This is a genomic window from Thauera sp. WB-2 (genome assembly GCF_027594845.1).
Taxonomy (GTDB): Bacteria; Pseudomonadota; Gammaproteobacteria; order Burkholderiales; family Rhodocyclaceae; genus Thauera; species Thauera mechernichensis.
The window spans coordinates 3,892,361-3,918,598 of record NZ_CP088935.1 but is presented as its reverse complement, the minus strand read 5'-3'; the positions used below and the strand labels follow the sequence as shown (position 1 = coordinate 3,918,598).

Annotated in this window: 26 protein-coding genes; 7 read left to right on the top strand and 19 right to left on the bottom strand. The window is 66.6% G+C overall.

The window, feature by feature from the left end:
• Positions 1-124: 124 nt before the first annotated feature.
• Positions 125-1,522, top strand: coding sequence for an FAD-binding oxidoreductase (locus LQF09_RS17895; protein ID WP_270068601.1), 1,398 nt, complete (start codon positions 125-127; stop codon positions 1,520-1,522).
• A 14-nt stretch (positions 1,523-1,536) separates the two neighbouring features.
• On the opposite strand, the gene LQF09_RS17890 is transcribed toward LQF09_RS17895, so the two are convergent.
• The 17 genes from LQF09_RS17890 to urtA all read right to left on the bottom strand — a co-directional run bounded on the left by LQF09_RS17890 (position 1,537) and on the right by urtA (position 15,534).
• Entirely contained in the window at positions 1,537-2,289 is a 753-nt protein-coding gene (locus LQF09_RS17890) for a flagellar brake protein (RefSeq protein ID WP_270068600.1), read from the bottom strand.
• Between the two features lie 123 nt (positions 2,290-2,412).
• The gene (locus LQF09_RS17885) at positions 2,413-4,083 is read right to left on the bottom strand and encodes a nitric oxide reductase activation protein NorD (RefSeq protein ID WP_270068599.1); all 1,671 of its coding nucleotides are present in this window, start codon (positions 4,081-4,083) and stop codon (positions 2,413-2,415) included.
• Complete coding sequence (locus LQF09_RS17880) at positions 4,067-4,864, bottom strand: CbbQ/NirQ/NorQ/GpvN family protein (RefSeq protein ID WP_270068598.1); 798 nt, start codon at positions 4,862-4,864, stop codon at positions 4,067-4,069. Before LQF09_RS17880 ends, LQF09_RS17885 begins: the two co-directional genes overlap by 17 nt.
• An 84-nt stretch (positions 4,865-4,948) precedes the next feature.
• The gene (locus LQF09_RS17875; protein ID WP_270068597.1) at positions 4,949-5,986 is read right to left on the bottom strand and encodes an aliphatic amidase; all 1,038 of its coding nucleotides are present in this window, start codon (positions 5,984-5,986) and stop codon (positions 4,949-4,951) included.
• 130 nt (positions 5,987-6,116) lie between these two features.
• Positions 6,117-6,530, bottom strand: coding sequence for a type II toxin-antitoxin system VapC family toxin (locus tag LQF09_RS17870; RefSeq protein ID WP_270068596.1), 414 nt, complete (start codon positions 6,528-6,530; stop codon positions 6,117-6,119).
• Complete coding sequence (locus tag LQF09_RS17865) at positions 6,527-6,775, bottom strand: type II toxin-antitoxin system Phd/YefM family antitoxin (protein ID WP_002928853.1); 249 nt, start codon at positions 6,773-6,775, stop codon at positions 6,527-6,529. The genes LQF09_RS17870 and LQF09_RS17865 overlap by 4 nt, the downstream gene beginning before the upstream one ends.
• Positions 6,776-7,256: 481 nt before the next feature.
• Positions 7,257-7,538, bottom strand: a complete 282-nt coding sequence (locus LQF09_RS17860) for a helix-turn-helix domain-containing protein (protein WP_002925881.1) — start codon at positions 7,536-7,538, stop codon at positions 7,257-7,259.
• Positions 7,528-7,842, bottom strand: coding sequence for a hypothetical protein (locus tag LQF09_RS17855; RefSeq protein ID WP_002925880.1), 315 nt, complete (start codon positions 7,840-7,842; stop codon positions 7,528-7,530). The genes LQF09_RS17860 and LQF09_RS17855 overlap by 11 nt, the downstream gene beginning before the upstream one ends.
• Before the next feature lie 331 nt (positions 7,843-8,173).
• Positions 8,174-8,506 (bottom strand): type II toxin-antitoxin system RelE/ParE family toxin, encoded by a 333-nt coding sequence (locus LQF09_RS17850; RefSeq protein ID WP_270068595.1) that lies wholly within the window; start codon positions 8,504-8,506, stop codon positions 8,174-8,176.
• On the bottom strand, positions 8,503-8,754 hold the full coding sequence (locus LQF09_RS17845) for a ribbon-helix-helix domain-containing protein (protein WP_270068594.1): 252 nt from the start codon (positions 8,752-8,754) through the stop codon (positions 8,503-8,505). The genes LQF09_RS17850 and LQF09_RS17845 overlap by 4 nt, the downstream gene beginning before the upstream one ends.
• A 92-nt stretch (positions 8,755-8,846) precedes the next feature.
• On the bottom strand, positions 8,847-9,191 hold the full coding sequence (locus LQF09_RS17840) for an FmdB family zinc ribbon protein (protein WP_270068593.1): 345 nt from the start codon (positions 9,189-9,191) through the stop codon (positions 8,847-8,849).
• Positions 9,192-9,274: 83 nt separating this feature from the next.
• Positions 9,275-10,507: a formamidase gene (fmdA, locus tag LQF09_RS17835; RefSeq protein ID WP_270068592.1), complete on the bottom strand. Its 1,233-nt coding sequence runs from the start codon at positions 10,505-10,507 to the stop codon at positions 9,275-9,277.
• Positions 10,508-10,528: 21 nt separating this feature from the next.
• A complete protein-coding gene (gene urtE, locus LQF09_RS17830) occupies positions 10,529-11,218 on the bottom strand; it encodes an urea ABC transporter ATP-binding subunit UrtE (RefSeq protein ID WP_002928872.1) in 690 nt (229 codons plus the stop codon).
• An 18-nt stretch (positions 11,219-11,236) separates the two neighbouring features.
• The gene (gene urtD, locus LQF09_RS17825) at positions 11,237-11,980 is read right to left on the bottom strand and encodes an urea ABC transporter ATP-binding protein UrtD (protein ID WP_002928874.1); all 744 of its coding nucleotides are present in this window, start codon (positions 11,978-11,980) and stop codon (positions 11,237-11,239) included.
• A gap of 21 nt (positions 11,981-12,001) precedes the next feature.
• Entirely contained in the window at positions 12,002-13,219 is a 1,218-nt protein-coding gene (urtC, locus tag LQF09_RS17820; RefSeq protein ID WP_002928877.1) for an urea ABC transporter permease subunit UrtC, read from the bottom strand.
• A gap of 41 nt (positions 13,220-13,260) precedes the next feature.
• The gene (gene urtB / locus LQF09_RS17815; RefSeq protein WP_002928878.1) at positions 13,261-14,175 is read right to left on the bottom strand and encodes an urea ABC transporter permease subunit UrtB; all 915 of its coding nucleotides are present in this window, start codon (positions 14,173-14,175) and stop codon (positions 13,261-13,263) included.
• Between the two features lie 108 nt (positions 14,176-14,283).
• On the bottom strand, positions 14,284-15,534 hold the full coding sequence (urtA, locus tag LQF09_RS17810) for an urea ABC transporter substrate-binding protein (RefSeq protein ID WP_270068591.1): 1,251 nt from the start codon (positions 15,532-15,534) through the stop codon (positions 14,284-14,286).
• 339 nt (positions 15,535-15,873) lie between these two features.
• Here urtA and LQF09_RS17805 point away from each other — a divergent pair, with 339 nt between their 5' ends.
• Positions 15,874-19,314 carry an ATP-binding protein gene (locus LQF09_RS17805; protein WP_270068590.1) on the top strand — a complete coding sequence of 1,147 codons (3,441 nt, stop codon included), beginning with the start codon at positions 15,874-15,876 and terminating at the stop codon, positions 19,312-19,314.
• Positions 19,286-19,939: a response regulator gene (locus tag LQF09_RS17800; protein ID WP_002937826.1), complete on the top strand. Its 654-nt coding sequence runs from the start codon at positions 19,286-19,288 to the stop codon at positions 19,937-19,939. The genes LQF09_RS17805 and LQF09_RS17800 overlap by 29 nt, the downstream gene beginning before the upstream one ends.
• 30 nt (positions 19,940-19,969) lie before the next feature.
• Here LQF09_RS17800 and LQF09_RS17795 read toward each other — a convergent pair whose 3' ends face one another.
• Together LQF09_RS17795 and dksA are read right to left on the bottom strand one after the other, a co-directional pair.
• Entirely contained in the window at positions 19,970-20,701 is a 732-nt protein-coding gene (locus LQF09_RS17795) for a S1 family peptidase (RefSeq protein ID WP_270068589.1), read from the bottom strand.
• Positions 20,702-20,749: 48 nt separating this feature from the next.
• Entirely contained in the window at positions 20,750-21,184 is a 435-nt protein-coding gene (gene dksA, locus LQF09_RS17790; RefSeq protein WP_002928894.1) for an RNA polymerase-binding protein DksA, read from the bottom strand.
• Positions 21,185-21,433: 249 nt separating this feature from the next.
• Here dksA and LQF09_RS17785 point away from each other — a divergent pair, with 249 nt between their 5' ends.
• From LQF09_RS17785 to LQF09_RS17770, 4 genes are all read left to right on the top strand, one after another.
• Positions 21,434-22,306 (top strand): outer membrane protein OmpK, encoded by an 873-nt coding sequence (locus LQF09_RS17785; protein WP_002928895.1) that lies wholly within the window; start codon positions 21,434-21,436, stop codon positions 22,304-22,306.
• A 222-nt stretch (positions 22,307-22,528) separates the two neighbouring features.
• Complete coding sequence (locus LQF09_RS17780) at positions 22,529-23,248, top strand: class I SAM-dependent methyltransferase (protein WP_002928897.1); 720 nt, start codon at positions 22,529-22,531, stop codon at positions 23,246-23,248.
• The gene (locus LQF09_RS17775; protein WP_002928899.1) at positions 23,245-24,027 is read left to right on the top strand and encodes an enoyl-CoA hydratase/isomerase family protein; all 783 of its coding nucleotides are present in this window, start codon (positions 23,245-23,247) and stop codon (positions 24,025-24,027) included. Before LQF09_RS17780 ends, LQF09_RS17775 begins: the two co-directional genes overlap by 4 nt.
• 4 nt (positions 24,028-24,031) lie before the next feature.
• A complete protein-coding gene (locus LQF09_RS17770; protein ID WP_270068588.1) occupies positions 24,032-26,212 on the top strand; it encodes an acetate--CoA ligase family protein in 2,181 nt (726 codons plus the stop codon).
• Positions 26,213-26,238 lie beyond the last annotated feature (26 nt).

Sequence of the window (26,238 nt, the reverse complement as noted above, 5' to 3'; positions counted from 1 at the left end):
CTACAGGGGGCGACGCGCGTTGGGTTTGCTGTAGGAGCGGCGCCAGCCGCGAGCTTTGCAAGGTCCGTCGTGTCTTGCGGGCTGCATTAGAATCCGACCTCGTCCTCAGCTCACCGGAGCCCTCATGTCCCAGTCTGCGCCCGCCGTCCCGCCTGTTATCGTCGCCTTGCGTGCGGCGCTTGGTGCCGACGAGGTGCTGGCGGGCGATGCCAGCCCCCGTCACCTCAAGGACTGGAGCGGCGTCGCCGGCGGCCTGCCGCTCACCATCCTGCGCCCGCGCAGCACCGACGAGTTGTCGCGCATGCTGGCGATCTGCCATGCACACGACCAGGCGGTGGTGCCGCAGGGCGGGCTGTCAGGCCTGTGCGGCGGTGTGGTGCCCGGCGCGGGCGAGGTGGTGGTGTCGCTGGAACGCATGAACCGCATCGAGCGCATCGACATCGACTCCGGTACCGTCACCGTCGAGGCCGGGGCCATCCTGCAGAACGTGCAGGAGGCCTGCCGCGAGGCCGGCGCGCTGCTGGCGGTGGATCTGGGCGCGCGCGGCTCCTGCCAGGTCGGCGGCAACGTCGCCACCAACGCTGGCGGTAACCGCGTGATCCGCTACGGCAACACGCGCGACCTGGTGCTCGGGCTGGAAGTGGTGCTCGCCGACGGCACCGTGCTGAGCATGATGAACCAGATGGTCAAGAACAACGCCGGCATGGACCTCAAGCACCTGTTCATCGGCAGCGAGGGCCTGCTGGGCGTGGTGACGCGCATTGTCTTCAAGCTGCAGCCGCTGCCGCGCGGGGTGAGCACCGCCATCGTCGCGCTCGACGACTACGCCGCCGCGCTGCGCTTCCTGCGTCACGCGCAGCAGAGCCTGTCGGGCCAGGTCAGCGCCTTCGAGATCATGTGGCGCGACTACCTGCAGACCGCGGTCGAGGCCGGGCGGCTGCGTGCGCCGCTGGCGGGTGACTACCCGGTGTATGTGCTCATCGACATGCACTGCGGCCAGCCCGACACCGACGCCCGCCGCTTCGAGGCCATGCTCGAGCAGGCGATCGAGGCGGGCTGGATCCTGGATGCGGCGATCGCCCAGTCGGTGGCCGACGCCGAGGCCTTCTGGGCGATCCGCGACGGCGTTGCCGAAGTGCTGCGCGACTACGCGCCTACGCTCAACTTCGACGTCTCGGTGCCGGTCGCCCACATCGGCGACTGCGCGCAGCGCGTACGCGCAAACCTCGAGCGTGACTGGCCGCAGCTGAAGGCCTTGTTCTTCGGTCACGTCGGTGACGGCAACCTGCATGTGGTGGTGTGCAAGGTGCCGCAGGACCACGACAGCCTCGAGCGCATCGAAGAGGCGGTGTATGGGGTGGTACGCGACTACGGCGGCTCGATCTCGGCCGAGCACGGCATCGGCCTGCTGAAGAAGCCCTGGCTGGGGTATTCGCGCTCCGCGGCCGAGATCGCGCTCATGCACAGCCTCAAGCAGGCGCTCGACCCGAAGGGGCTGCTCAACCCCGGCAAGGTGCTGTAAGCCGCCAGCCGCGCCTAGATCACATGGCGCGGCTGCTCGATGATGGTCTGGTAGACGAAGCTGCGGATCAGCATGCGCGTTCTAGGTACGTTGTCGCGGAAATCCAGGCCGTAGTAGTACTCGATGCCGTCGGCGTCGATGGCCTGTTCCACATTGCGTATCTCGGCAACGACGGTGAGCTCATTGTCGACATCGTGCAGCTTCAGCGTGAAGCGCAGCACCACGGCAGCGCCCTTGTCGCCGAGTGCGGTCTTGGTGTGCAGCAGCACGCCGGTGGCGCTCATGTTGAGCAGCACGCCGGGCACCGTTTCCGCCCCGGCGGCTTCGGGCCCCGTGTCCGCGGGGAGCTGTGTGCGCACACGTGTTGCCTTGCGGATGATGCTGCCCTGGATCAGGGTGGGGAAGCTGAGGTGCAGGTATTCGAAAGGCAGCCTGCATACGCGCAGCACATGGGCGCGGAATGCGAACGCGCTCTGACGCGAGAACACGCGCACCACCAGCAGGTCGCCTTCGACAAGGCCGATGCGCTTGCCGCCCGCGGTGGGCGTGGTGACGATCAGGCTGGTGTCCTGCATGTAGCCCACCACGCGCACGAAGCTGCGGTGGCCCCCTGTGGCGACAGGGCATTCGACCTGCAGGCGGTCGCCAACTCCCAGGCGCATGTCATCGAAGCTGAAGCCCTTTGCTGCGCGGGTCTCGGCGGCAGTGCCTTCCTGGTCTGCGCCGTCAGTGCCTACGTCGTCGTCTTCTTCTGTTTGTAATCGCATGGGTATGCAGGCCGACAGGGATACGTAGCCGTGGATTCTAGCGTGTGCCGAAGGTGGCAGGGCCGCATGATGCTTGCGTCCGTGCACTATTGCACTGCATGGCCCGATATTGGCGGTGCATGTTCAGTTGATGCTCAGATCCCTGTGACAGGCGCGCAAGGCCCTGCCGAGCATGGCCGTGCGCGTGAGTATGCGGTGGCCGTTGATGCCGAAGATGCGCCGGGCGGCCTCGCGGCCGTCCTCGCCGAGCATGAGTCCGGCGCAACGCACGCCGGACCGGCGCGCCTCGCTGACGGCTACACGTGCATCCTCGACGAGGTGCTGCGGGTCGAACACGTCGATGTCGGCCGGGCTGCCGTCGGACACTACGATCAGGGCCGGCAGCGGGCGGCTGCGCAGGATGGAGGTGGCGTGTCGGATCGCGGCGCCGAGGCGAGTGGATTGGCCGGGCCTCAGGCCCTGCAGGAGGCTGGGGGGGTTGTGGGCGTGCGCCGTGTCGAAGTCGACCAGGCGGTGGTAGCGCACCGCGTGCCGGCCGTCGGAGTCGAACCCGGCCACGGCAATGCGGCTGCGCTGGCGATGCAGGGCCGCGACAAGCGCGCGTGCCGCCTCGCATTCCACGTCCAGAATGCTGCGGCCGTCGTCGAGGCGGTCGGCGGTGGAGGCGGACAGGTCGAGCAGGACGAGCAGGTCCAGCGCCGGCTCGCCGGGACGGTTGCGGCGGAACAGGCGTGGGTCGGGCGCCCGCCCCAGGCGCAGGTCGAGCGCAGCGGCGGTGGCGGCATCCAGATCGAGCTCTTCGCCGTCCCACTGCCGGCGTTGCCGCAGGGCAGGGCGCAGGCGCGGCGCAGTGTGAATGCGCAGTGGCGCGTCGCGGCGGCTGCCGTCGTCGGCGTCCGCAGAGGTGGTGCGTGCCGACGCCGGGGCGATCTCGGCCACGGTGCACCAGTCGCTGCGGTAGCGCCCGAGGCGGTAATGCCATTCTGCATGGGCGTGCAGGCTGTGCGCAGGCGTTGCGGCCGCAGCTTCGCCTTCGCCGGCGGGGCGGTGCGCTGCCGTCCCCGCCGGCACCCCCTCCTGGCGCACGTGGGTTTCGGCCTGGTGCGCATCCTCGGGGTGCTGCCAGAGGTGGCTGTTGTCGTCGTGCCAGGGCAGCGGCGGCGCGTAGGCCTGCAGGTTCATGCGCACGCGCAACTGGCCAAGGTCGTTGGCGAGCACGGCGGCGATACGGCGGAACACGGCGGGCTGTTCGAGCTCGCCGAGGGCGGCCTCGAACAGCTCGCGTGCCTTGGTTACCCAGGGGTGGTCGTCGGCGAGCTCGGGGTCGATCAGGGCGCGCTGCAGGCGTTCGACCAGGTGCTCGAAGCCGACGCCGTCGGCTGCCGGGTGCCGGGCGAGCAGCGTGCGGAACAGGCGCTCCAGGCCGGGGTGGCTGCGCATGAGCAGGCGGTCGCAGCGGCAGTCCTCCACTGCGGCGGCAATGGCCAGGCCGATGGGCTTGAGCCGGCCGGTGGCCTGGCGGCGCGGCGAATGCAGCAGATGGCCCAGGGCATGGGCGCTTGCCGCCAGGGCAAGGTCGGGGTCCGGGTGGGTGGTGAGCGTGTCCGGCAGCAGCAGCACCTTGCCGTGCAGCACCGGGCGCGGCGGCGGGCCGTCCTGCGGTGGGCGGTCGAGGGTCTGCACGCTCGCCTGGTCGACGCCGAAGGCGTGCAGCAGGTGGCCGAGCGCGCGCAGCCGGGTATCGTCCGGCGCGGGCGCCGGGCAAGGCGGCAGCCGTTCAGAAGGCCGCGTCAAGGATCGCCTCCAGCGCCTGCGCCATGTCGGGTTCGTCGGTGAGGGCGGCCGTCATCGCCATGCGGCAGCTGTCGCGCGGCGGCAGGCCGTCGTGGATGAGGGTGCCGGCGTAGATCAGCATGCGCGTGGAGATGCCCTCTTCCAGCCCGCGCTCACGCAGCCGGCGCGACTTGTGCGCGATGTCGACCAGGCGGGCGGCGAGGCTGCGCTCGATGCCCGACTCATGGGCGACGATGTCGGTCTCGACCGCGGCCTCGGGGTAGTCGAACTCGAGTGCGGCGAAGCGCTGCCGGGTGGAGGGCTTGAGCTGCTTGCCGTGGCTCTGGTAACCGGGGTTGTAGGAGACGACGAGCTGGAAGTCGGGGTGTGCCTTGAGGATCTCGCCCTTCTTGTCGAGCGGCAGGATGCGGCGGCCGTCGGTGAGCGGGTGGATCACCACCGTGGTGTCCTGGCGCGCCTCCACGATCTCGTCCAGGTAGCAGATGGCGCCGTGGCGCACCGCGGTGGTCAGTGGGCCGTCGTGCCAGTGCGTGCCGTCGGCGTCGAGCAGGTAGCGGCCGACGAGGTCGGCGGCGGTCATGTCCTCGTTACAGGCCAGCGTGATCAGCGGCTTGCCCAGGCGCCAGGCCATGTGTTCGACGAAGCGCGTCTTGCCGCAGCCGGTCGGGCCCTTGAGCATCAGCGGCAGGCGGTGGGCGTAGGCGTGTTCGTAGAGGGCGATCTCGTGGCCGGTGGGGTGGTAGTAGGGCTCGGTGGTGACGCGGTAGGGGCTGAGATCCATGGCGGGAATCCGGGTGAGGCACCGGTGATGCAGTGAGGGCAGGGAGGGGGTGGGCGCGGGCGCTACCACCCCGTTGGCCCTGGGTCAGCGGTGCGTCGACGGCTGGTTGGGGATGCCCTCGATCGGGCATTCCGGCGTGCCTACGGTGGAACGGGTGATCGCCTCCACCTTCTTGCGCGTGCCTTCCGGGTCGTTGATCCACTCGCCGTAGAAGCTGTAGGGGCAGGCGGCGACGCCGGTGGGTTCCTCGCCGGAGTTGATCTTGCCGGTGTAGCCGCGGTGCAGCAGCTTGAAGAGGTGGTTCTGCGACTGCGCGTTCTTGCGGAAGTCGCGGATCAGGCTGGTGGAGAGCTCGGCGTACTGAATGCCCATCTCCTCCTCGCCGCATTCGCCCAGCGTGCGGCCGTCGAAGCCGACGATGGCCGAGTGGCCGAAGTAGGAATACACACCGTCGAAGCCGGTGGCGTTGGCCACGGCCACGTAGCAGTTGTTCATCCACGCCATCGCCTTGGCCACCATCACCTGCTGGTCCTTGGCGGGGTACATGTAGCCCTGGCAGCGCACGATCAGTTCGGCGCCCTTCATCGCGCAGTCGCGCCAGATCTCGGGGTAGTTGCCGTCGTCGCAGATGATGAGGCTGATCTTCATCCCCTTCGGGCCGTCGGACACATAGGTGCAGTCACCCGGATACCAGCCCTCGATCGGCACCCAGGGCATGATCTTGCGGTACTTCTGCACGATCTCGCCCTGGTCGTTCATCAGGATCAGCGTATTGTAGGGCGCCTTGTTGGGGTGGTCTTCATGGCGCTCGCCGGTCAGCGAGAACACGCCCCACACCTTGGCCTTGCGGCAGGCGGCGGCGAAGATCTCGGTCTCCTCGCCCGGCACCGTGGCGGCGGTGTCGTACATCTCCTTGGCGTCGTACATGATCCCGTGGGTCGAATACTCGGGAAAGATCACCAGGTCCATGCCCGGCAGGCCCTGCTTCATGCCCACCACCATGTCGGCAATCTTGCGCGCGTTGTCCAGCACCTCGGCCTTGGTGTGCAGGCGCGGCATCTTGTAGTTGACCACCGCAACGCCCACGCAATCGGCGCTGCTCGAAATATCTCCGTGTCTCATGGCTTGGGTCTCCCGGTGAGGCGGGTTGCAAAGGGTGTGGCCTCATTGTCGGGAGGGTGGTGCGCTGCACAAATACGTTGTTTGACGTATCGGGCGCCAGGGCGGGACGACGCCGTTGAGAGATCTCGTGTCAGCTCGTCCAGGGGTTGAAGACCTCGACGGGCAGGCCCGCGAAATCCTTGGTGTTGCGTGTCACCAGTACCAGATCGTGTTCCAGGGCGGTCGCTGCGAGCAGGCTGTCAATCGTGGGCAGCGGTCGTCCGGCTGCAGCGACCAGACGCCCCCAGCGATCGGCCACTGCGCCATTGACGTCGAGGATGCGCCCGGTGAAGAAGGTGGGGAGATCCGTTTCGAGCCAATCGATCAGCGTCTGCTTTCGAACTTCGTCACCCACGCCTTCAATGCCCTTGCGGATCTCGCCGAGCGTCAGCACAGAGAGATGCAGGGTGGTGGGCGGCCGCTGCGAAAACCAGGCGACCACGCCGGGGTCTGGAGACTTGCGCCGCAGTTCGGACAACACGTTGGTGTCGATCAGATAGCTCAAAACGAGACCTCGCGCGTCAGGCTCTGCTCGCGTTCGAGGGCGATGTCGTCTGTTCCGAACAAGGGTGAGCGTCGCATGAAGTCCACCAGCGAGTCCTGCGCCTGTGACAACCGATCAAAAGTTTCGCGCGAGATCACCACTGCGACTGACTTGCCGTGCAGGGTGATGTCCTGGGGCTGGGTCTGGGCGCGCTTGACCAACTCCGACATGCGCGCCTTAGCTTCCTGCATCTGCCAAGTCTGCATTGTTTTGCCTCTCTTTCTGACTAGTATGGTCAGATTTTAGTGGCGGTCCGATCAGTACTCAAGTCGCGACGCAGGCGCTTTCCCGGCATGGCCCCAGTAGAGCGGCTCCAGCATCTTCCTCAAGCGTGCCCACGATCTAGGCGGTGAGTGCCTCCGGACCCTTGCAGATGGTGTCCGGGTCGTTGAATCGCCCGCCGTCGGGGCGCTGTCTGCGGCGGCGTCGTTTGTAGAGTGATGCTCTGGGGCGCAGGCGGAGGGTTGTCGGCCTCAGCCGACCTTGGGTCTGACGCCGACGTCGGGCGGCAATGCGTCGGTCACCGGCCGCTCACCTGTTTTCGGCGGTGAACGACCGCTTCCTGTGTCTGGCTATAGCCGGACCCGACCCTGAGCCGCCTGATGACGTTATCAAGCTAAACGGCAACATGCCGGTCACCAAGCTGCCGTCCGTGCGGCTCTTTGAAAATACCCGATGTGAATTTATTTACATACGTAACTCTTGCAAGACTTCAGGGTGAGAAACGGCAACACGGAGCAACGTCTTGGCCGCACCCGTAGGCGAGCGACGCCCCTGCTCCCACTCCTGCAGCGTTCTGGCTGACACTCCGAGCAGATCCGCAAAAGCTTGCTGAGACAAGCCCATCTTTGCACGAGCCTCAGCTGCTTCGGACAACTCGACACGCGTGGTGCGTACGGCCTCGCCACGCCTCATTTGCTTGACGGACTCAAGCAAATCCTGCTGGAACTTTTCGATTTCAGAGGGCATCTTCGACTCCTTGCTTCAACTCCGCCAAGAAGGACGTGGGGAGATTGTCGAACTTGGCTTTCTTGTAGGCGATCAAGAGCCAAATGGTTTCGGTGTTCGCGTTGAAGTAAATGATCCTGGCGCCACCGCGTTTTCCTTGTCCCGCAGATGTCCAACGGACCTTGCGGCAGCCGCCACTTCCCCGGATCACGTCACCGGCTTCTGGATTGGCTGCAATCCAGTTGATGAACTCAGCGCGCTCGGCCTCCGACCAGATTTCACTGGCATAGCGCTGGAAGATAGCGGTTTCAGCAACTGTTCTCATATGCGAACTATACGTCATTGACGTATAGTTCGCAAGCAGCGGCGCAGACACAGTTTTTGACCGAGGCCGATAACAAGCAGACGGCAAGTCCCTGATCGGCTATCCGTCGTTCGCGTTGGCGGAAATTTCCCAGTCGCTACGTCTCGTGATGGCCGTGAGCGTGAGTACGAGGCCGTGCCAAGAAGCTGACATTCGATACGCGCGCCAAGCAGGCCAAGGTCCGCTGTCAGCGAAGTCCGGCAACTCACACTGCCGGCCAGGACCTGCCACTGGAATGGAGCTCCGGTAAGCGGACCGTGAGAACTTGTCCTTGGAGGGCCGAGCGATTGCGTCAGGCGAAGGCGTCAGGGTCCTGCATCCAGACGGGAATGTCGCGCTCGCCGTGGAGTACGCGCCAGACATCGATGTGGTCCGGTCGTTCGACGTAGAAGACGAGGTAGGGGTAGGGCGACAGCGTCCAGGAGCGCAGGCCAGGAAGGTCCAACTCATGCCCATAGCGCGGCGAGCCCGTGCCAGGATGGTGGGCGATGTGGGTATAGCTCTGTTCCAGTGCGTCGATGAAGCCGAGCGCAACAGATGAGGAAGCCTCTTCGAGGTAGTAGGCTATCGCGTCGTCGACGTCCTGGTTGGTCTGCTCACGCGGAACGACGGGTTTGACCTTCACCCGTGAGAAACCGGCTTGGCAGCCCTACGTACCCGGTCACGCAGACCTTCGAAGTAAGCGGAATCAGCCGGCGATGCCGGCGCAGCGGCTGCGCCGGCCAGCAGCACTCGACGCAAGCGCTGACGATCCTGATCCTTACGGATCAGTTCGCGAACGTATTCGCTGCTGGTGCTATAGCCCCGTTCGCCCACCTGCTCATCCACGAAGGATTTCAGACTGTCGGGCAAGGAAATGTTCATCGTGCTCATGGGCGCAGATTAGCTGGCTTGGCAAAATTTGCCAAGACGGCGCATCCGACTTGGCCCCGCCAGTCACGCTGCACGACCGCTTCCCTTCCCCCTCAGTGACTAATCATCCACGGCCTCTTCGTCGGAAACGCCTTCGACCCATCGGCCGCCCTGACCGTCGACTTCGACGGCTTCCCGCTGCAACACCCGCACCCCGGCCCGTGCTTGTGCCGCGTCGCATACTCCGCGCTGGTCATTGGCGCATTGGCTGCGCGTTCGTTGGTGGCGTGGGCGCTGCGGGTGGCGCCGTCCATCGTGGCCAGCGTGGGCGCGCTGAGCATGACGCGGTAGGACGCGGCGCCGCAGTGGGGGCAGGCGCAGGGTTCGTTGCGGGCGCTCATGGGGCGCAGGGCGGAGAAGTCGCCGCAGTCTTCGCAGAAGTATTCGTAGGTCGGCATGGTGGGTTTCCGGTGGCGGGGCCCGCCGCCCGGGCTACGGCGGCGGGCGGGCTGCGGTGGAAGGGGCCGCGGTTGATGCGGGCTCAGACCTTGTCGTAGGCGATGGGCATGTCGACGCTGCCGCTGATGAACTTGGTGGGCCCTTCGGCGGTGGGGTTGATGTCGAAGTCGAAGATCTCGGTGGGCAGCCACAGCGTGGCGCAGGCGTTGGGGATGTCGACCACGCCGCTGATGTGGCCCTGCACCGGTGCGGTGCCGAGGATGGAGTAGGCCTGGGCGCCGGAGTAGCCGAACTTCTTCAGGTATTCGATGGCGTTGAGGCAGGCCTGGCGGTAGGCGACGTGCACGTCCAGGTAGTGCTGCTTGCCCTGCTCGTCGACCGAGATGCCTTCGAAGATCACGTAGTCCTTGTAGTTGGGCGTGATCGGGCTGGGCTTGAAGATCGGGTTCTTGATGCCGTACTTGGCCATGCCGCCCTTGATGAGGCTGACCTTCATGTGCACCCAGCCGGCCATCTCGATGGCGCCGCAGAAGGTGATTTCGCCGTCGCCCTGCGAGAAGTGCAGGTCGCCCACCGACAGGCCGGCGCCCTTCACATACACCGGGAAGAACACGCGCGAGCCGCGCGAGAGATCCTTGATGTCGCAGTTGCCGCCGTGTTCGCGCGGCGGCACGGTGCGGGCGCCTTCCATCGCGGCCTTGTCGCGGGCCTCGCCCTTCAGCTTGCCCATGTGCGCGGTCTTGGGCGCAGGCGGGTTGGCCAGCGGCGGCACGCGGTCGGGCTGGGTGGCGATGAAGTCGACCTCGCGCTCGTTCCACATGTCGAGCATCTTCTGGTCGGGCAGGCAGCCGATGAGGCCAGGGTGGATGAGGCCGGCGAAGCGCACGCCGGGGATGTGGCGGCTCTTGGTGAACATGCCTTCGAAGTCCCAGATGGACTTCTGCGCATGCGGGAAGTGTTCGGTGAGGAAGCCGCCGCCGTTGTTCTTGGAGAAGAAGCCGTTGAAGCCCCACAGGCTGTCGTCCTTGGCGCCGATGTCGAGCAGGTCGACCACCAGCAGGTCGCCGGGCTCGGCGCCTTCCACGCCCACCGGGCCGGACAGGAAGTGCACGGTGGAGAGGTCCACGTCGCGCACGTCGGCTGCGTCGTCGTCGTTCTTGATGGCGCCGCCGGTCCAGTCGTAGGTCTCGAGGATGAAGTCGTCGCCGGGCTTCACCCAGCACGCCATCGGGATGTCCGGGTGCCAGCGGTTGTGCACCATCTCGTTTTCGTAGGGGGACTGCTTCAGGTCGACCTTGATCAGTGTTTCAGGCATGGCACACCTCTTTTTGGTGGGTTACACGGAGAGGAACTGCTTGATGTGGGCCTCGTCGGTGTCGGCGCGCGCGCTTTCATGGACGAGGCGTCCGCCTTCGATGACGAACAGGCGGTCGGCCACGTCCATCGCGAAGGAGAGGACCTGTTCGGACACGACGATGGTGATCTTGCGGATCTTGCGGATCTCGTTGAGCGCCTTGGCGATGTCCTTGATGATCGAGGGCTGGATGCCCTCGGTGGGCTCGTCGAGCAGCAGTACCTTGGGGTCGGTGACGAGCGCGCGCGCAATCGCCAGCTGCTGCTGCTGGCCGCCCGAGAGGTTGCCACCCTTGCGCTTGCGCATCTCCCACAGCACCGGGAAGAGCGAATAGATCTCGTCCGGCACCCGGCGCGAGCGTGCGTTCTCCAGCCCGGTCTGGATGTTTTCCTCGACGGTGAGGGTGGGGAAGATCATCCGCCCCTGCGGTACGTAGGCGATGCCCTTGGCCACGCGGCGGAAGCTCTCGTCCTTGCCGACTTCAAGGCCGTCGATCTCGACGCTGCCCGACTTCAGCGGCAGCACGCCCATCAGCGACTTGAACAGCGTGGTCTTGCCCATGCCGTTGCGGCCCATGATGGCGACGGCTTCATTGCGTTCGGCGGCGAACGAGATGCCGTGCAGGGCCTCGCTCTGGCCGTAGTTCACGACGAGGTTGGATACCTTGAGCATGGTGTTCTCCGGTGAGACTCAGTGGCCTAGATAGACGTCGATGACCTTGGGATCGGACTGGACCTTGTCCATCGAGCCTTCGGCGAGGATCTTGCCCTGGTGCATCACCGTGACCTTGTGGGCGATGCGGGCGACGAAATCCATGTCGTGCTCGATGACGATCACCGAGCGGTTCTGGCAGATGCGGTTGAGCAGGTCGGCGGTGAGCTCGCGCTCGCGTGCGCTCATGCCGGCGATGGGCTCGTCCAGCATCAGCAGCTCGGGGTCCTGCATCAGCAGCATGCCGATCTCCAGCCACTGCTTCTGGCCGTGGGAGAGCAGGCCGGCCTCGAGGTCGAGGCGGTCGGCCAGCCCGATCATTGCGGCGACCTCGTCGACCTTGGCCTGCACGGCGTCGTCGCACTTGAAACCGAGCGCGCCGAACACGCCGCGGCCACGCGGGAAGGACACCTCCAGGTTCTTGAACACGCTGAGGTTCTCGTAGATGGACGGGGTCTGGAACTTCCGCCCGATGCCTGCGCGCACGATCATGTGCTCGGGCAGCCGGGTCATCTCGGTGTTCTTGAACTTGATGCTGCCGGCCGAGGCCTTGGTCTTGCCGCAGATCAGGTCGAGCAGGGTGGTCTTGCCGGCGCCGTTGGGGCCGATGACCACGCGCAGTTCGCCGCGATCGACATAGAGGTTGAGGTCGTCGATGGCCTTGAAGCCGTCGAAGGACACGGTCAGGCCTTCCACTGCGAGTACGAAGTCGGTATTGCTCATGGTGCTGTGCTCCCTGGTTCGTCAGGCGGACTGGCTGCTGACCTTGGTGCTGATACTGATCTTGCTGGTCGGGCTGGCGGTGCCGGAGGAAGTCGGGCTGGCGATGTTGGCCGTCGTTTCCGCACCGGGTGCAGGCGGTTCCGGGGTCGTGGCGGGCGCCGCCTTGCGCCTCGTCAGCCAGGGCTTGACGTGGCTCTCATACAGGCCGGCCAGACCGTTGGGGAAGGCCATCACCACGCTGATGAACAGTGCCGCCATCAGGAACAGCCACAGGTCGGGGAAGCTCTCGGAGAAGTAGGTCTTGCCGAAATTCACCAGCAGCGCGCCATACACCGCACCGACCAGACTCATGCGCCCGCCCACCGCGGCGAAGATCACCATCTCGATCGAGGGCACGATGCCGACGAAGGACGGCGACATGAAGCCGACCTGCAGCGTGAACATTGCGCCGCCGATTGCCGACAGTGCCGCGGCGAGGCAGAAGGCGAAGACCTTGAACATGGACACGTCGTAGCCCGAGAAGCGCACGCGGTCTTCCTTGTCGCGCATGGCCAGCAGCAGGGTGCCGAGCTTGCTGAGCTGGATCCAGCGGCACAGCATGATCGAGCCGAGCAGCAGGAACACGGTGACGAAGTAGAGCGTGTACTTGGCCTCGTCGGTGCGGATGTCCCAGCCCAACAGGGTGCGCAGGTCCGTCATGCCGTTTACACCGCCGGTGTAGCCTTGCTGGCCGATGATGAGCACGGTCAGGATCAGCGCCACCGCCTGGGTGATGATGGCGAAGTACACCCCGCCCACCCGGCGCTTGAACATGGCGTAGCCGATGATGAAGGCGAGCAGCGTGGGTACCGCGACCACTGCGAACAGCGCAAAGGGCAAGGAGTTGAACGGTTCCCACCACCACGGCAGCTCGGTGAGCTGGTTCCAGTCCATGAAGTCGGGGATGCCCGGCGTGGATTGGATCTTGGTGCTCTCCGGGTCGGACGCCTCGAGCTTCAGGAACATCGCCATCGCGTAGCCGCCGAGGCCGAAGAACACGCCCTGGCCCAGGCTGAGCACGCCGCCGTAGCCCCACAACATCACCAGGCCGATGGCGACGAAGCCGTAGGTCAGGTACTTGCCCACCAGGTTCAGGCGGAAGAGGTCCATCGCCAGCGGGAACACCACCAGCAGCAGGACGGCGAGAATCAGGAGGCTGCCGTAGCCGCCTCGTGTCAGCCAGTGTTTGATTGCATCCATTTTCAGGCTCTCCGAACGGGTATGCGGTTATGCAGCCAGGCTCAGCGACGCACTTTGGCGGCGAACAGGCCTTGCGGTCGCATCATCAGGATGCCGACGATGAGCAGCAGGGTGAGGACCTTGGCCATCGAGCCGGACAGGAAGAACTCCGAGATCGACTGCGTCTGGGCGATGCCGAAGGCCGAGACCACCGTGCCCCACAGGCTGGCCGCACCGCCGAAGGTGACCACCAGGAAGGCGTCGACGATGTACAGCGAGCCGCTCGTCGGCCCGGTCGAGCCGATGGTGGTGAAGGCGGCGCCGGCCACGCCGGCAATGCCGCAGCCGATGGCGAAGGTGAGGCGGTCGGTCTTGCGCGTGTCGATGCCGATGGCGTTGGCCATGGTTCGGTTCGACACCGTGGCGCGCACGCGCAGCCCCCAGCGCGACTTGTACATGGCCAGCAGCACGCCGCCGGTGACGACCAGGGTGAGGCCGAGCACGAACATGCCGTTGATCGGGATGTCGAGGCCCTCGGTGATCTCCCACGACCCCATCAGCCAGTCGGGCAGGGTGGGGCTGACTTCCTTCGGCCCGAACACCGAGCGGAAGGTCTGCTGCATGGCCAGCGACAGGCCCCAGGTGGCGAGCAGGGTGTCGAGCGGGCGCTTGTAGAGGTGGCGTATCAGCGCCCATTCCGCCAGCCAGCCGAAGGCGAAGGCGGCGAGGAAGGCGCACACGATGGCGAGCGGGAAATAGGCCTGCATCAGCCCGGGCGCGTAGGCTTCGGTGAGTGCAGACATCAGGAAGATGGTGTAGGCGCCGATGGTCATGAACTCGCCGTGCGCCATGTTGATGACGCCCATCTGGCCGAAGATGATCGCCAGCCCGAGGCCCATCAGCAGCAGCACTGCGAACAGGCTCAGGCCGGCGAAACCCTGCATCAGGGTGATGTGGAAGATTTCGTCGAATGTCATGACGGACCTCTGGAGGGAAGGTGCGGTGTGGCGCGGGCCTGGCAGGCGGCGCCGGTCACCGGGTACCGGGGCCGCGGCCGGTGCAGGTCGCGACCCCGCGGAGCGGGCTTACTGGTAGCCCTTGGGGAAGGGATCCGGCTCGATCAGCTCGGGCGACTCGGCGACCACCTTGAACTGGCCGTCGGCCTGGCCCATGCCGATGCGCGCCTTGCTCCACAGGTGATGGTTCTCGTGGATCTTCACGAAGCCCTCGGGCGCAGTCGGCAGCTCGATGCCCGGCGATGCGGCGACCACCTTGTCCACATCGAAGCTGCCTGCCTTCTCGACCGCCGCCTTCCACAGCCAGGGGCCGAGGTAGGCCGCCTGGGTCACGTCGCCGATCACCGCGCGCGGCCCGTACTTGGCCTTGAACGCTTCGACGAAGGCCTTGTTGTTGGGGTTGTCGAGCGACTGGAAGTACTTCATCGAGGCATAGAAGCCTTCGAAGTTTTCGCCGCCGATACCCAGCATCTCGTCCTCGGTCACCGACAGCGTGAGCAGGAACTGGCGGTTGGCGGTGATGCCCGCGGCCTTGAGCTGCTTGTAGAAGGCGACGTTGGAGCCGCCCACCACCGCGGCGAAGATGCAGTCCGGCTTGGCGATCTTGATCTTGTTGATCAGCGAGTTGAAGTTGGTGTTGCCGAGCGGGTAGTACTCCTCGCCGACCACCTTGCCGCCCTGGAAGGCCTCGATGTGCTTGCGCGCGATCTTCATCGAGGTGCGCGGCCAGATGTAGTCGGAGCCGACCAGGAAGAAGGTCTTCGCGCCCTTCTCCTGCTTGGCCCAGTCGAGGCCGTAGAGAATCTGCTGGGTGGCCTCCTGGCCGGTGTAGATGACGTTCTTCGACTGCTCCAGGCCTTCGTAGAAGGTGGGGTAGTAGAGCAGGCCGTTCTCGCGTTCGAACACCGGCAGCACCGCCTTGCGCGAGGCCGAGGTCCAGCATCCGAACACCGCGGCGACCTTGTCGTTGACCAGCAGCTTGCGCGACTTCTCGGCGAAGGTCGGCCAGTCGGAGGCGCCGTCTTCCTTGATGACGCGGATGGTGCGGCCGAGGATGCCGCCCATCTGGTTGATCTGGTCGATGGCCAGCTGCTCGGCCTGGATCGAGCCGGTTTCGGAGATCGCCATGGTGCCGGTGGCCGAGTGCAGCTGACCGACCACGACCTCGGTGTCGGTGATCGCGAGCCCGGTGGTGTTGACCTGGGCGGTCGGCAGTGCGGCAGCGTGGCCCATGCGCGATATCGCAAGGGCAAGCGGGAGGGCGGCGGCGCCGAGCATGAACTTGCGGCGCTGGGAGGATTGCAGGTGCTTGTCGGACATGGATCGCTCCTTGGTCGGTAGGCGTATGGGCAGGGGTAGCGGGTCGTGTCGGGCGGGGCTCGACGTTTCGTCTCGCTGCGGTGCACAAGCTAATGAGCTGGGCCCTGCGTGCGAATACGTCAAACGACGTATAGGGATGCGCAGGGCGGAGGAGGAGGATCAGTTGGCGGGTGCTGCGCTGCAGCATCCAGGGGCCGCAGGCGGTTTCCATGCACCGTGATGGTGCGCCGCCTGCACGGCCGTGGTGACTGCTGGCGCAGGCGGCGCGCGGCAGCCCTTGTCGCGTCTGTGCATGGCGCGGTCGGGTCCAGTCGGAATGGTCCTTGCTTATAGTCAAGGATGAGCCCTAGCCCCGCCACCGACGCCGCCCCTATCGCGTCCCAGCGCATCATCCACATCCGCCGCGAGTACAACGGCTGGGTGGCCAATGAGACGCTGGAGGACTACGCGTTGCGCTACGCGCCGCAGACCTTCCGCAGGTGGTCGTTCTCGCGCATCTCCAACACCGCGCTCGGGGCGGTGTCCTTCCTGGCGCTCGAGGCCATCGGTGCCACCATCGCGATGAACTGGGGCTTCATCAACATGATGTGGTCGGTCGGGCTGGTCGCGCTGGTGCTCTTCCTCACCGGGCTACCGATTGCCTACTACGCCGCGCGCTACGCGCTCGACATGGACCTGCTGACGCGCGGCGCCGGCTTCGGCTACATCGGTTCGACCGTCACCTCGCTGATCTACGCCTCGTTCACCTTCATCTTCTTCGCCATCGAGGCGGCGATCATGGCGCTCGCGCTCGAGCTCTGGTTCGACATGCCGATCATGTGGGCCTACCTGGTGAGCGCGCTGATCGTGATCCCGTTCGTCACCCACGGCATCACCTGGATCAGCCGCCTGCAGGCGTGGACGCAGCCGGTGTTCGTGGTGCTGTTGCTGGCGCCGTTCTTCTTCGTGCTGGTGTCCGACCCGGCGCTGTATGCGACCTTCACCACCTTCGGCGGGCGCCACGGCAACGACTTCAACCTGCTCGCGGTGGGCGCCGGCTGCGCGGTCGCCTTTGCGCTCATCTGCCAGATCGGCGAGCAGGTGGATTTCCTGCGCTTCCTGCCCCACCCGGTGCCGGGCAACCGGGTGCGCTGGTGGGCCGCGGTGGTGGCCGCCGGGCCAGGCTGGATCATCCCCGGTGCGGTGAAGATGGTGGGCGGCGCCTTCCTGGCCTTCGTCGCCCTGCAGTCGATGATTCCGCCCGAGAAGGCGGTGCAGCCCACCCAGATGTACCTGGCCGGCTTCCAGCACGTGATCGACGACCCGCGCGCGGCGATCATGCTCACCGCGATCTTCGTCATCATCTGCCAGGTCAAGATCAACGTGACCAATGCCTACGCCGGCTCGCTGGCGTGGTCCAACTTCTTCTCGCGCCTCACCCACAGCCATCCGGGGCGGGTGGTGTGGCTGATCTTCAACGTGCTGATCGCGCTCATGTTGATGATGCTGGGCGTGTTCGAGGCGCTCGAGCACGTGCTCAGCGTGTACGCCAACGTCGCCGTGGCCTGGATCGGCGCGGTGGTGGCCGACCTCGTCATCAACAAGCCGCTCGGGCTGTCGCCGCGCGGCATCGAGTTCAAGCGCGCGCACCTGTACGACGTCAATCCGGTGGGGGTGGGGGCGATGCTTGCCGGCTCGGTGCTCGGCATCGTCGCCTTCGGCGGCTCGCTTGGGCCGTTCGCGCAGGCGTTTGCGCCCTTCATATCGCTGCTCACCGCCTTCGCGCTGGCGCCGCTGATCGCCTGGGCCACGCGCGGCCGCTTCTATCTGGCGCGGCCGCGCGAGATGCGCTGGCAGGCCGCCCAGCCGCTGCGCTGCGTGGTGTGCGAGAACCACTTCGAGTCCGAGGACATGGCGCAGTGTCCGGCCTACGGCGGCGCCATCTGCTCGCTGTGCTGCACGCTGGATGCGCGCTGCGGCGACCGCTGCAAGCCCGAACCCGGGCCGCTGGCGCGGCTCGCGCCCTGGCTTGCGGGCTGGATGCCGTCGTCGATGTCGGCGCGGGTGGCGCGCCGGGTCAGCCAGTTTGCGCTGGTGTTCTTCGTGTCCACCCTGGTGATCGCGGCGGTGGTCGCGCTGGTGTACCAGCAGGAGCTGATCGCCGCCGAGGTGGGGGCGACCGACCTCGGCCTGGCCTTCCTGCGCATCTTCGCGGTGCTCGTCCTGCTCGCTGCGGTGGGGGTGTGGTGGCTGGTGCTGGCCAACGAGAGCCGGCGTGTGGCGCAGGAGGAGTCCGAGCGCCAGAACCAGCTGCTGCTGCGCGAGATCGAGGCCCACCGCGACACCGACGCCAAGCTGCAGCGCGCCAAGGAAGATGCCGAGGCCGCCAACGCGGCCAAGAGTCGCTACGTGCGCGGCATCAGCCACGAGCTGCGCACGCCGCTCAATACCATCCTCGGTTATTCCCAGATCATGCTGCGCGACACCGACCTGCCGCGCCGCCGGCGCGAGGCCATCTCCACCATCCAGCGCAGCGGCGAACACCTGTTGGCCTTGATCGACGGCCTGCTCGACATCGCCAGCATCGAGGCCGGACGCCTGCAGTTCAACCGCCAGGAGTTCCGCTTCGCCGAGTTCCTCGCCCATGTCGACAAGACGATCCGCCTCGAGGCCGAGCGCAAGGGGCTGGCGTTCCGTACCGAGTTCGCCGGTCGCATGCCCGAGGTGGTGCAGGGCGACACCAGCCGCCTGCGCCAGGTGCTGATCAACCTGCTGGTCAACGCGGTGCGCTACACCGCGTGCGGCGAGGTGGTGCTCAAGATCACCTACCAGAGCGAGATCGCCGTGTTCGAGATCCGCGACACCGGCTGCGGCATTCCCGAGGCGGACCTGGAGCGTATCTTCGAGCCCTTTGAGCGCGGCACCGGCAACCAGCCGCCGAGCGCGCCAGGCACCGGCCTGGGGCTGACCATCACCCGCCTGCTGGTCGAGCTCGCGGGCGGGCAACTGACCGTCAGCAGCACGCCGGGCCAAGGCAGCGTATTCCGCGTCAAGCTGCATCTGCCGCGGGTGGTGCATCCGCGCGTGGCGACGCGGCCGGAGCGCGAGATCCTGGGGTACTTTGGCCCGCGCCGCAAGCTGCTGGTGGTGGACGACCAGCCTGCGCAAAGCCATCTGATCGCCGACATGCTGCGCCCGCGCGGCTTTCTGGTCGAGGAGTCGGACCACCCCGACGACGCCCGGCGAAAGCTGGCCGACTTTGCCCCCGACCTGGTGTTCCTGGATGTGTCGATGCCGGTGACCGACGGCTGGACGCTGAGCCGCCAGCTGCGCGATGCCGGCCATGCGGGCCCGATCGTCATGGTGTCGGCGAATGCCTACGAGAACCTGCCCGACCGCCGCAAGGCCGCTGGTTGCGACGACTTCATCGTCAAGCCGGTGCTGGAAACCGAGCTGTTCGCGCGCTTGAGTACCTGGCTGGGGCTGGCGTGGATCTACGCCGAAGCGGCCGGCGCGGCGCCTGCGCCCGAGGCGGTGTTGCCGCCACCTGCCGGCACTGCAGTCGAGCCCGAGGCGGCGTCGGCGCTGTCCGCCCAGGTGCGGGCCGAGCTGCGCGACCTCGCCGAACTGGGCCGCCTGCAGGGCCTGGTGCGCCGCCTGGATGAGCTCGAGCGCCGCCACCCCGAACTGCATGCCCCGCTGCAGGCGCTGCGCGCGCTCACACTGGCGTTGCGTTTCGACACCCTCATCCAGACCCTCGATGGAGCCGACGATGACTGCCCCGACGCCATCGCGCCCTGAGCGCGAAGTCATCCTGCTGATCGACGATGCGCCCGATACGGTGCGCATGATCGCCGAAGCGCTGGACGAGGCCGGCTACACCGTCCTGGTTGCCACCGACGGCGCCACTGCGCTGAAGCGGCTCGAGCGCATCACCCCCGACGCCGTACTGCTCGATGCCTGCATGCCCGGCATGGACGGTTTCGAGACCTGCCGCCGGCTCAAGCAGGCGGCAGGCATGGCGACCGTGCCGGTGATCTTCATGACCGGCCTGGCAGAGACCGAACGCCTGGTCGAGGGGCTGTCGGCCGGCGGTGTCGATTACCTGGTCAAGCCGGTGGTGCCGGACGAGCTGGTGGCGCGCCTGCAGGCGCACCTGCGCGTGTCACGGCAGATGAACGCCGCGATGCAGGGGCGCGGCGAGACCCCCGTGCCAGCCGCTCCGGCCTTGCCCAACCCGCTCACGCAGCGCGAGATGGACGTGCTCGGATGGGTCGCCCGCGGCAAGACCAACCGCGATGTGGCCGAGATCCTCGGCATGAGCCCGCGCACGGTTAACAAGCATCTCGAGCACATCTACGAGAAGCTGGGGGTGGAGACGCGAACAGCGGCGGTCGCCCAGTTTGCCAGGCTCGCACGGCCCTGAGAGCTCCGCGACTGCCTGTGGCCGCGCGCGTCACTTGTCCGTCAGCGTCATCAGGATGTCGGCGTACCACGCGCAGTTCAGGCCGAGGGCCTCGTCAAGCTCGAGATCGCGCGTACCGACGTCGAGGCGGGCCGAATGTACGCCGAGCAACAGCCACGGCAGGTCGCCGTGGCGCGGATCTGCGCTGGTGCAGCGCATCACCACCGGCGCCCCGCTGGTGCCGCGGTGGGTGCGGGCGTCGGTGAGGAAGTAACCCTTGCCCTGAAAGCGCAGTCCGAAGGACGAGGCGATCGCCGCTTGGCGCACCACCGGCATGTGGTGCAGGGTGTCGTGAAAGCCGAGCGGGAAGCCCACGACCAGCAACGAGCTGCCGACCTCGACCTGATCGAAGCGGCCGAGCAGATGAGCCGGCGTGAACGCGCGGTAGGCCGCACCGGCGGGCAGGGCACCCTGCTCCAGCTCGATCGCGGCGACGTCGATCTCTCCAGCAGAGTCCGTGCCCTGGCGCCAGATGCTGCGTCCGTTGCGGTAGAGCGGGATGGAGAAGCCCGTCGAGTGCGCCAGGTTGTTGGCGTCGTCGTGCAGTTCGATCTCGATGCGGTCGGGGAAGTGCTTGCTCGCCTCATCGTGCAGCACGTGGCGGCTGGTGACCAGAAACAGGCGGTGACCGCGTGCGAAGAAGAAACCGCTCGCGTTGGTCAGTGCCACCTGACCGTCGAAGGTGCATACGCGCGCAGCGGTGAGCAAGATCGATTCGATCACTGCCTGCTTCGCGGTCCTCCCCGCGGCCATTCTGGCTGCAGCGTTCACTCAGCCGCCGCGCATCTTGCGCCGGGCTTCGTGGATCTCCTGCGCCTCGACGCTGAGCGTGGCGGTCGGGCGTGCGAGCAGCCGCGGGATGCCGATCGGCTCGCCGCTGTCCTCGCACCAGCCATAGCTGCCGTTGTCGATGCGTGCCAGTGCCTCGTCGATCTTGTGCAGCATCTTGCGCTCGCGGTCGCGCACGCGCAGTTCGAGCGTGTGGTCTTCCTCCAGCGAGGCGCGGTCGGACGGGTCGGGCGTGCTCTCGAACTCCTGCAGGTGCAGGGTGGTGCGGTGAGCCGAGTCGAGCAGCGCGTCGCGTTCCTGGATCAGCTTGTCGCGGAAGAAGGCCAGCTGCCTGGCGCTCATGTATTCCGTTGCCGGCGCGGCCCGCATCTCGGCTTCGGTCGGCAGGGCTTCGGTGGCGGTGAGCGTTTCGTTCATGGTGATTCCCCTCATTCAGAGGCAGGCCCCGAGGGCCGCCATGGTGCGGCGCATGCGGCAAGACCCTTACCATACACGGCAACGCCCGGGTCGGGTTGATGACATGCTCCGGGCGTGGTGAGCATCGGGTTTGCTTATGCGCACTATAAGTGCGGCTCAGGCTTGTCGACGGATGTCCCCGATACATTGGCGCCGCGAACGCTGCGACGGCGCGGACGCCACACCCAGGGAATCATCCGGAGACAGAAAATGACAAGATTCGACACGTGTTTGAAGGCCGTGGGCGCAGCCTGCCTGCTTGCGGCGGTGCCGGCTAGCGGCCAGGCGGCGACCTGGAGCGACACCTTCGTCGGCTACCGCTACGGCACGGAGTTCCGCGAGCCGACGAACACCAGGGCGGTCGAGAAGCATGTGCTGCAGCTCACTCACGCCAGCGGCTACTCGGTCGGGCAGAACTTCATCAACGTCGACATGCTGCAGTCGGACAAGGCCGACCCCGCCAGCGGCAGCACCAACGGTGCGACCGAGTTCTACCTGACCTACCGCCATCAGGTCCATCTGGGCAAGCTGCTGGACAAGCGCTTGGCCTTCGGCCCGGTCAAGGAGGTGGCGATCACCGCCGGGTTCGACCTCAACACCAAGAACACGCGCTTTGCGCCGCGCAAGCGCCTGCTGGTGGTCGGGCCGACGCTCAAGTTCGACGTCCCGGGCTTTCTTGACGTGAGCCTGCTCTACGGCAAGGAGTGGAACCACTGCGGATTGGGCGCGCCGGCCTGCCCACGCAGCGACATCAGCTTCGATCCGCAGTGGATCATCAGCGCGGCCTGGGGCATCCCGTTCAGCGCCGGCTCGGTGCCGTTGAAGTTCCAGGGCTTCATCAACGTCAATAGCGACAAGGGGCGCGACTACGCAGGCGTGAAGACGCGCACCGAGACGCTGATGCGTGCCGCGCTGATGGTCGATGTCGGCCAGATGGCCTGGGGCACGAAGAACACCTTCCTGATGGGCGTCGGTTACGAGTACTGGCGCAACAAGTTTGGCAACCATGCCTACGGCAACGGGGTCGAGAAGCCCGGCATCGACACCGATGCGCCCACCTTCCAGCTGGAGTGGCACTTCTGATCCTGCCCGACGACTGGGCCTGACACGAAGCGGGCGGATGCCGATCACGCGCATCCGCCCGCTTGTCGTTCCGCGAGTCGAGGCCTGAGGCGGCTTGCGATTGCGGGATTTCCATCATGGGCAGCACGGCCAGGGCTGGTTAGAATGCCGTCCATGAGTCTGCACGCCCCGGGAGCCGCATTCGGCTGTCCGGTCTGCCTCCACCCCGTTACGCGCCCTTTCATGCATGTGGATGGGCGTGATTACCAGCGCTGTGACGTTTGCGAGGCGACTTTCGTGTTGCCGGCGCAACGCCCCGGTGCAGCGTGTGAGCGCGCCGAGTACCTGCTGCATCGTAACGACCCCGCCGACCCAGGCTATGTGCGTTTTCTGGCGCGGCTGGCGCAGCCGCTGATCGCCCGCCTGGATGCAGGCAGCAAGGGGCTCGACTACGGCTGCGGCCCGGGGCCTGCGCTGGCGGCGCTGCTGGAGCGGGCGGGGCATGCAGTGAGCCTGTACGACCCCTTTTTTGCCGCGCACGAGGCTGCGCTGTCCGCGCAGTACGACTTCATCACGTGTACCGAGGTGGTCGAGCACTTCCACCGCCCGGCGGAGGAGTTCGCCCGCCTCGACGCCATGCTGCGCCCGGGCGGTTGGCTCGGCGTCATGACCTGCTTCCAGACCGACGACGCGCGCTTTGCGCGCTGGCACTACCGTCGCGATCCGACCCATGTGGTGTTCTATCGCGAATCCACCTTCCGCCACCTGGCGGAGCGCTTCGGCTGGCAGTGCGAGGTGCCGGGCAAGGACGTCGTCCTCCTGCGCAAGCCTGGCGCCGCGGCTGTACCGGCCCGCGCCACACCCTTTACCCAGAATCGGCCGGCCACCGCCGACCATTCCGCTTCTTCGGCACACCCTGCCGACTCGCTCCCCACCCCAGAGAAGGGCAAGACCACGCCATGAGCTACGAAACCATCCTTTACCACGTCTCCGACGGCATTGCCGAGATCCGGCTGAATCGTCCGCAGCGCCTCAATGCCGTCACCCAGCAGCTCTACGACGAGCTCAACGATGCACTCAACCGCGCCGAGGCCGACGGCGACGCCCGCGTCGTGCTCATCACCGGCGAGGGCCGCGCCTTCTGCGTCGGCGCCGACCTCAAGGCGCACAAGGCGGGACGCACCGCCTTCGATCGCCGCCAGTACCTCAAGGGCGAGCAGGACGTCTGCCACCGCCTGCTGCACATGAAGACGCCGGTGATCGCCGCGGTCAATGGCTACGCGCTGGGTGCGGGTGCCGAGATCGCGATCGCTTCGGACTTCATGCTGATGGCCGAGAGTGCGCAGATCGGCCTGCCCGAGATATCCATCGGCAACTTCCTCGGTGGTGGTGTGACCTGGCTGTTGCCGCGCCTTGTGGGCTTGGCCAAGGCGCGCGAGCTGGTGTTCCTGGGCGAGCGCATCAAGGGCGACGAGGCGGTGCGCATCGGCCTGGCCAACCGCGTGTTCGCCGACGAGGGTTTCCTCGACGCGGCGCGTGCCTTTGCGCTCAAGGTGGCGAGCAAGGCGCCGTTCTCGATGCAGCTCGCCAAGGAGCAACTCAACCTGTCGGCCGAGCGCACGCTGGATGCCTGCCTTACCGCCGAGCTCGAAGGCATGATGTTCGTCGGCACCACGAAGGACTGGCAGGAAGGTGTGGACGCTTTCGCCGAGAAACGCGCACCCGTCTTCAAGGGGGAATGACACGATGACCGAGAATACGACCCAGAGCATGCCTGTCCACAAGAGCCCGCTGCACGATTTCCTTGCGCCTGATTCGATCGCCATCGTCGGTGCCTCGGCCGACCCCACCAAGCGCGGCTACAAGGCCATGGTCGGCCTCATCAAGGGCAACTACCGCGGCAGGATCTACCCGCTCAACCCCAAGGTGCCCGAGATCCTCGGCGTCCCCACCTATGCCTCGCTCGACGACATTCCCGGCCCGGTAGACCTGGCGCTGATCTGCACCCCGGCGGCGACCCTGCCTGGGTTGCTGGTGGAGTGCGGGCGCAAGGGCGTGAAGGGCGCGGTGATCCTCGCCAGCGGCTTCCGCGAGACCGGGCCCGAAGGCGCGAAGCTCGAGCAGCAGGTGCTCGATGCCGCCCGCGCCGGCGGCGTACGCATCATCGGCCCCAATACCTCGGGTATGTTCAACCTGCACAAGAACGTGAATCTGCTCGACCTGCGCAACGTCAAGGCGGGCGACATCGGCTTTATCTCGCAGTCGGGCAACATGCTGCTCGCGCTGGTGCTCGAGGCGGAGAACAACGGCCACGTCGGCTTCTCGACCTACGTCGGCCCCGGCAACCAGACCGACATCGGCTTCAACGACTATCTGCGCTACCTCGGCGAGGAGGAGAACACCCGCGTCGCCACCTTGTACGTGGAAGGCTTTCGCGACGGCCAGCGCTTCCTGCAGGCGGCACGCGAGATCACGCCGCTGAAGCCGGTGGTGGTGTACAAGTCCGGCGCCACCGAACTCGGCAAGAAGGCCGCCAGTTCGCACACCGGCGCGCTTGCCGGCAGCTACGAGATGACGGTGGATCTGCTCAAGCAGGTGGGCGTCAGCGTGGTGCGCCACTCCGACCAGATCCTGCCGGTGGCCGAAGGCCTGGCGTTGATGCAGCAGGCGCGCGGACGCCGGGTGGCGGTGATCGCCGACGGCGGCGGCCAGGCCACGATCACCTCCGACCGCCTGTCCGACGCCGGGCTGGAACTCGCCGAACTGTCTGCGGCCACGCGCAAGCGCCTGGCGGACATCCTGTTCCCGCAGGCCTCGCTCGCCAATCCGATCGACGTCGCCGGTACGTCGGACGCCGACCCCGAGGTGCTGGCGCGCTGCATGGAGATCGTCGCCGACGATGACAACGTCGACGCGGTCTTCCTGGTCGGCATGTTCGGCGGCTACCACACCCGCTTTGCCGAGTCCCTGCTCGGCGGCGAGATGCGCGCCGCCGAAGCCATGATCGAGCTCGCCCGCCGCAGCGCCAAACCGCTGGTCATCTACAGCCTGTACGCGCCGGTCAAGCCGCCGGCGCTGCGCCGCCTGCACGAGGCCGGGCTGCCGGTGTACTCCTCCATCGAGCATGCGGTGAAGGTGCTGCAGGCGCTGGCCGAGCGCGGCATCTACCTGCAGCACCAGCACGGCCAGCCGCTGCAGGTGGGCGTCACCCCGCTGGAAAGCATGCAGGCCATGTTCGCGCGCGCCCAGAACGAGGGTCGTGACCTCTACGAATTCGAGGCCAAGACCCTGTTGCGCGAGCACGGCATCGCGGTCGCCGAGGAGTTCGTCGCCCACGGCGCCGACGAGCTTGCCGCCGCGGTGGCGAAGTTCGGCACGCAGCCGCTGGCAATGAAGGTGGTGTCGAAGGACATCCTGCACAAGTCGGATGCCGGCGGCGTCAAGCTCAACCTGGTCGGCGAGGCCGCGCTGCGCGAGGCTTACGACCAGATCATGACGAGCTGCCGCGCCTACGATGCCAACGCCGACATCCGCGGCGTGCTGCTGACGCCGATGGCGAAGAAGGGCACGGAGGTCATCGTTGGCGTGGTGCGTGACCCGATCTTCGGCCCGGTGCTGATGTTCGGCCTGGGCGGCATCTTCGTCGAGATCCTGGAGGACGTCGCCTTCCGTGCCATCCCGCTATCGCGCCACGACGCCGAGGCCATGGTCGATCAGCTCAAGGGCCGCAAGATTCTCGCCGGCGTTCGTGGCGAGCCGGCGGTGGACAAGGCGGCACTGGTCGACCTGCTGCTCAAGGTATCGAGTATCGTCAGCGCTTATCCGCAGCTGTCCGAACTGGATCTCAACCCGGTGATCGCCTATCCCGAGGGCTACGCCGTGGTCGATGCGCGCATCATCACCAACCGCTCGGTAGTGAGCGGCTGAGCGCACGGGCCCTGCCGCATGTCGCC

Coding starts and splice junctions, on each gene's coding strand:
- LQF09_RS17895 (WP_270068601.1), top strand. CDS start 125: ATGTCCCAGTCTGCGCCCGCCGTCCCGCCTGTTATCGTCGCCTTGCGT.
- LQF09_RS17890 (WP_270068600.1), bottom strand. CDS start 2,289: ATGCGATTACAAACAGAAGAAGACGACGACGTAGGCACTGACGGCGCA.
- LQF09_RS17880 (WP_270068598.1), bottom strand. CDS start 4,864: ATGGATCTCAGCCCCTACCGCGTCACCACCGAGCCCTACTACCACCCC.
- LQF09_RS17875 (WP_270068597.1), bottom strand. CDS start 5,986: ATGAGACACGGAGATATTTCGAGCAGCGCCGATTGCGTGGGCGTTGCG.
- LQF09_RS17865 (WP_002928853.1), bottom strand. CDS start 6,775: ATGCAGACTTGGCAGATGCAGGAAGCTAAGGCGCGCATGTCGGAGTTG.
- LQF09_RS17860 (WP_002925881.1), bottom strand. CDS start 7,538: ATGCCCTCTGAAATCGAAAAGTTCCAGCAGGATTTGCTTGAGTCCGTC.
- LQF09_RS17855 (WP_002925880.1), bottom strand. CDS start 7,842: ATGAGAACAGTTGCTGAAACCGCTATCTTCCAGCGCTATGCCAGTGAA.
- LQF09_RS17845 (WP_270068594.1), bottom strand. CDS start 8,754: ATGAGCACGATGAACATTTCCTTGCCCGACAGTCTGAAATCCTTCGTG.
- LQF09_RS17840 (WP_270068593.1), bottom strand. CDS start 9,191: ATGCCGACCTACGAATACTTCTGCGAAGACTGCGGCGACTTCTCCGCC.
- fmdA (WP_270068592.1), bottom strand. CDS start 10,507: ATGCCTGAAACACTGATCAAGGTCGACCTGAAGCAGTCCCCCTACGAA.
- urtE (WP_002928872.1), bottom strand. CDS start 11,218: ATGCTCAAGGTATCCAACCTCGTCGTGAACTACGGCCAGAGCGAGGCC.
- urtD (WP_002928874.1), bottom strand. CDS start 11,980: ATGAGCAATACCGACTTCGTACTCGCAGTGGAAGGCCTGACCGTGTCC.
- urtC (WP_002928877.1), bottom strand. CDS start 13,219: ATGGATGCAATCAAACACTGGCTGACACGAGGCGGCTACGGCAGCCTC.
- urtB (WP_002928878.1), bottom strand. CDS start 14,175: ATGACATTCGACGAAATCTTCCACATCACCCTGATGCAGGGTTTCGCC.
- urtA (WP_270068591.1), bottom strand. CDS start 15,534: ATGTCCGACAAGCACCTGCAATCCTCCCAGCGCCGCAAGTTCATGCTC.
- LQF09_RS17805 (WP_270068590.1), top strand. CDS start 15,874: ATGAGCCCTAGCCCCGCCACCGACGCCGCCCCTATCGCGTCCCAGCGC.
- LQF09_RS17800 (WP_002937826.1), top strand. CDS start 19,286: ATGACTGCCCCGACGCCATCGCGCCCTGAGCGCGAAGTCATCCTGCTG.
- dksA (WP_002928894.1), bottom strand. CDS start 21,184: ATGAACGAAACGCTCACCGCCACCGAAGCCCTGCCGACCGAAGCCGAG.
- LQF09_RS17785 (WP_002928895.1), top strand. CDS start 21,434: ATGACAAGATTCGACACGTGTTTGAAGGCCGTGGGCGCAGCCTGCCTG.
- LQF09_RS17780 (WP_002928897.1), top strand. CDS start 22,529: ATGCATGTGGATGGGCGTGATTACCAGCGCTGTGACGTTTGCGAGGCG.
- LQF09_RS17775 (WP_002928899.1), top strand. CDS start 23,245: ATGAGCTACGAAACCATCCTTTACCACGTCTCCGACGGCATTGCCGAG.
- LQF09_RS17770 (WP_270068588.1), top strand. CDS start 24,032: ATGACCGAGAATACGACCCAGAGCATGCCTGTCCACAAGAGCCCGCTG.